This window comes from Pseudomonas sp., assembly GCF_026224925.1.
Lineage (GTDB): Bacteria > Pseudomonadota > Gammaproteobacteria > Pseudomonadales > Pseudomonadaceae > Aquipseudomonas.
Genome location: NZ_JAMFRV010000551.1, coordinates 1 through 4,641, shown reverse-complemented (window position 1 = coordinate 4,641; position 4,641 = coordinate 1). Strand labels below are relative to the sequence as shown.

General features: G+C 57.1%; 4 protein-coding genes. 2 read left to right on the top strand and 2 right to left on the bottom strand.

Going from position 1 to position 4,641, the window contains the following annotated elements:
• Positions 1–66: 66 nt before the first annotated feature.
• Complete coding sequence (gene tkt / locus M0974_RS23155; protein WP_297842366.1) at positions 67–2,067, bottom strand: transketolase; 2,001 nt, start codon at positions 2,065–2,067, stop codon at positions 67–69.
• Here tkt and M0974_RS23150 point away from each other — a divergent pair.
• Together M0974_RS23150 and M0974_RS23145 are read left to right on the top strand one after the other, a co-directional pair.
• Positions 2,066–2,227, top strand: a complete 162-nt coding sequence (locus tag M0974_RS23150; protein ID WP_297842369.1) for a hypothetical protein — start codon at positions 2,066–2,068, stop codon at positions 2,225–2,227. The genes tkt and M0974_RS23150 overlap by 2 nt on opposite strands.
• 90 nt (positions 2,228–2,317) lie before the next feature.
• Positions 2,318–3,205 carry a bestrophin family protein gene (locus tag M0974_RS23145; protein WP_297842364.1) on the top strand — a complete coding sequence of 296 codons (888 nt, stop codon included), beginning with the start codon at positions 2,318–2,320 and terminating at the stop codon, positions 3,203–3,205.
• Between the two features lie 208 nt (positions 3,206–3,413).
• On the opposite strand, the gene M0974_RS23140 is transcribed toward M0974_RS23145, so the two are convergent.
• The gene (locus M0974_RS23140; RefSeq protein ID WP_297842365.1) at positions 3,414–4,382 is read right to left on the bottom strand and encodes an asparaginase; all 969 of its coding nucleotides are present in this window, start codon (positions 4,380–4,382) and stop codon (positions 3,414–3,416) included.
• Positions 4,383–4,641 lie beyond the last annotated feature (259 nt).

The following is a 4,641-nucleotide window of genomic DNA, read 5'->3' as shown; positions in this document are numbered from 1 at the left end:
TGTGGGACCGAATTTATTCGGGAAGGGCGCAGCGCGGTATTCCAAGCACGCCGCGCCCTGATCGCATTATTTACCTAGCTGCGCCCTAGCGACCTTCACGATGTTTTCCGTCGTAAAGCCAAACTTGGCTTGTAGCTTTTCAATTGGTGCCGAGGCGCCGAAGGTGTTCATCACGATCTTGGCGCCCGTGTTGCCGACATAGCGGTCCCAGCCAACGGGGCCGGCCTGTTCGACCACCACTCTGGCAGTTACGCCCGGCGGTAATACGCTGTCACGGTAGGCTTGGTCTTGGTCTTCGAACAATTCCCAACTGGGCATCGAAACCACCCGCGCCGCGACGCCTTCTGACTTGAGTTGCTCATACGCCTTGACCGTCATGCCAACTTCGCTACCTGTGGCGATCAGAATCACTGCGGGCTGACCCTTTTCAGCATCGCCCAGTACATAAGCACCGCGAGCCGTACCTTGCGCTGAGGCGTAGATGGCGCGATCCAGTGTCGGCAATGGCTGACGCGACAGCACGATGCACGACGGCCGATTGGTTTGCGCCAGTGCAACTTTCCACGCCTGAACGGTTTCATTGGCATCGCCAGGCCGTATTGTCAGCAGGCCCGGTGTGGCGCGAAGTTGGGTCAGTTGCTCGATGGGTTGGTGGGTTGGCCCGTCTTCGCCGACACCGATGGAGTCGTGGGTGAACACGAAAATCACCGGTATCTCCATGATGGACGCCAAGCGAATCGGCGGTTTCATGTAGTCGCTGAAGACCAAAAAGGTTGAGGTGTAAGGGCGGATATACGACAGCGCCAAGCCGTTGGCAATTGAGCCCATGGCGTGTTCGCGGATGCCGAAGTGCAGGTTGCGGCCGCCGTAGTTCTCCGCGGAGTAGCTGCCTGCGCCGTCAAACGTGAGGTTGGTTTTTGTCGATGGCGACAAATCGGCAGAACCGCCCATCAGCCAGGGAATTTTTGCGGCGAAGGCGTTGAGTACTTTGCCTCCGGACGCGCGGGACGCAATGCCCTTGGCATCGGTTTCGAATTGCTCCAGTTCGTCCTGCCAATCATCGGGCATTTCACCAGCGCGCATGCGGCGCAGTTGATCGGACAGGGCTGGGTCGCTTTTGCCGAGATCGGCCAAGGTTTTTCCCCAGGCCGCGTATTCGTCACTATTGCGCTCGATCAACGAGTCACGCAGGCAGTGCTGGGCTTCTTTTGGCACCAGAAAGCTGGAGTTTTCGTCCCAGCCATAGAATTTTTTGGTCAGGCGAATTTCTTCGACACCCAGCGGCTCACCGTGAGCGGCTGCCGTGTTGTGCTTATTCGGCGCGCCGTAAGCGATCACGCTGTCGACGACGATCAGCGTCGGTGCATCCTGAGTTCGCTTGAACGTCTGCAGTGCTTTGGCCAGCGCCACTGCATCGTTGGCATCGGTAACATGCAAGGTATTCCAGCCGTAGCCCTTGAACCGGGTTTGCACGTCTTCGTCGAACGTCAACTCCGTATGGCCTTCGATGGTGATGGTGTTGTTGTCATAGATCCAACACAGGTTGGCGAGCTTCAGATGCCCGGCAATTGACGCCGCTTCGGAGGTCACGCCTTCCATCATGTCGCCATCGCCACACAGTACGTAAACGCTGTAATCAAATAGCGTCGCATCGGGGCGATTGAAGCGTGTGCCCAGCCAGCGCTCAGCCATGGCCATGCCGACGCTGTTAGCGCAGCGTTGGCCGAGTGGCCCGGTGGTGGTTTCGATGCCGGTGGTCATCCGGTATTCCGGGTGGCCAGGTGTTTTGGAGTCCATTTGTCGGAACTGTTTGATGTCTTCCAGGCTAACTGCCGGTTTGCCGGACGGCTTGCCATGCTCGTCGATTTCGATCACGCCGGCCAAGTGCAGCAGCGAATACAAGAGCATCGACGCATGGCCGACTGATAGGACAAAGCGGTCGCGGTTTGGCCAGTCCGGATGCTCCGGGTGGTAACGCAGAAATTGATTCCATACGGTATAACCGACTGGAGCCAACGCCATGGGCGTTCCTGGGTGGCCGGAATTGGCTTTTTGAACCGCGTCCATGGCGAGTGTGCGAATGGTGTTAATGCACAGTTGGTCGCGGGTGGTACGTTGTTCGCTGGAAGATGATGATGAAGACGAGCCCATTGAATTAACCCTCGGTGACATGCTGCTGAACATCCTGATAGGTGTTGAGCACGAAAAAGGCGGGTTTGTTCCATGAAACTTAATTGGGTTGTGCCGAACCATTCGGGCAAAACGTATTCGAACCCTTGGGCATGGCGCTCATGTTGTTTTCGAATGAGGAAGTCAATTGCGGCAAGCTATCGTTGAGAAGTATCGTTTTTTGATTAAAACCGTGACCTATGTAGGTTGGTCGCTGGTCTGGCTGTTGGTCTGGGACGTAATTGTCACGGTCGATTTCATGCTCTACCTCGAGCGAAAGTACACCTTGCCTTCTTTGCCCTTGACGCTGGTGGGTTCTGCGTTGGTGGTGTTGACCAGCTTCCGTAATTCCAGCGCCTACAACCGCTGGTGGGAAGCGCGAACCTTGTGGGGGGCGTTGGTCAACAATTCCCGCAGCTTTGCCCGGCAAGTGCTGACGTTGATTGACGACAACGGTGACATCAACCCGGTCAAGGCGATATTGCTACGCCGCCATGTGGCTTACGTGAAATGCCTGTCGGCGCATTTGAAAGGCGGCTCCTCTAGCGCTGAAGTGGAGGCACTGATTTCTACTGAAGAATTCGCCCGCCGTCATGACACCAACAATTTCCCCAATGACTTGCTCAATGGCTCTGCTGCGCTGGTGGCCAAGGAGTTCAAATCCGGGCATTTGGACAGCATCCGTCTGGCGCGCATCGAATCCACCCTAGTGGAAATTTCCAACTGCCAGGGTGGTATGGAGCGCATCGCCAACACCCCGTTGCCATACCCGTACGTGGCGTTTCCGCGTTTATTCATTACTCTATTTTGCGTCATTGTACCCATCGGCCTGGTGGAAACCTTGGGTTGGTTCACGCCGCTGGCCTCCACCGTGGTCGGTTTCATGCTGTTGGCTATCGAGAAGATCGGCAAGGACCTGCAAAGCCCGTTTCTGGCCAGTGAGCACGAAATCCAAATGACTGCACTGTGCACAAACATCGAGCGTAACCTGGATTCAATGCTGCGCGATGCCAGAGTGGAGAGTGGGGTGGTTTAAGTCGCAAACTCAGTCATTGCAGGAGCGCTTGCCCGCGATGGATCGCGAAGCGGTCCTAAAATGCAAAACGCGGTTTAACGGGAAGAAATGGGCTCTCAGATTTACGACTGCTGCGCAGCCGATCGCGGGCAAGCGCGCTCCTACAGGGGTGGCCGTGTTTGCTGTGCGACAGCACGACGGCAGGGAGGCATCTGCCACGCTTAATTGATTAAACCAACTCCCCACACAGATCCAACTCAACCAACCGTCGCACTTCTTCTACCTCGAGCCCGGCGCCCAGCAGCGCATGCAATTTGCCGAACGCCGCTTCGCGGGTCATGCCGCCACCCGACAATACGCCAACCCCGCGCAGACGACTGCCCGCTTCGTAAACGTCCAGTTCGACGCCGCCTTCATGGCATTGGGTGATGGCGATCACGCAGATACCGCGTTGCTGAGCGTTTTGCAGGCTGGCAAGAAATTGCGGGTTATCGCTGGGGCCGGTGCCACTGCCAAAGCATTCTAAAATCAACGCTTGAATGCCACTGTCGAGCAGGGCGTTCACGTGCTGTGCACCGATGCCGGGGAACAGTGGCAGTACGGCAACGTTGGCGATGTTTTTCACCTGACGGTAATCCAATGCGGCCGGCAGCGGTTGAGCTGATTCGCCGCCCCGCGAGCGTTGCAATGCCGCAAAAGGGTGCCGTCCAAAACTTCGAATTTTCGCGCAGCGAGTCGGCGCCAGCAGCTCACCGTGGAAATACAACTGCACACCGGGCTTAAGGCCTTTACCTAGGGCGAGCAGGGCGCCATTGAGGTTTTCCCAGGCATCACTGTTTTCAACGCCAGCAGGCAGCATTGAGCCGGTGAACAGCACTGGCGCCTGTAATCCGATCAGTTGAAAACACATGGCTGCAGCGCTGTAGGCCAGAGTGTCGGTGCCATGCAGCACCAGCACGGCATCGCAGCCGTTGACATCCACCGCTTCGATTATCGCCTCACGCAAGCGCTGCCAATAAGCGGGAGTCATGTTGGCGCTGTCGATCAGTGGCAGCAGTTCGCGAAAGCGCCAGTCAGGTACCTTCAAGTCCGGTTGTGCCGCCAGTTGCTCGGCCATCCGCGCTTCGAATCCCGACGCCGGTGCCAGCCCATTCGCACTGGCCTGCATACCAATCGTGCCGCCGGTATACAGCACCATGACCTGCTGAGCGGGTAACTGCGTGTCGCGATTCAATGGCTTACTCCTATAAAACGTGCATTTGGGGCCGGGGCTGTGGGAGCGAATTTATTCGCGAATACGGACTATCGCCCGCCTACGATGCCGAATATGCCGACGCTTTCGCGAATGAATTCGCTTGTATGGTAGGACTTGAAGGGGTGGTGGGACGAACAGTTCGCATCTGACTGCTGACACAGTACAGACCGTGGGAGACCTCGCCCCACCCCTTCCACCAAAG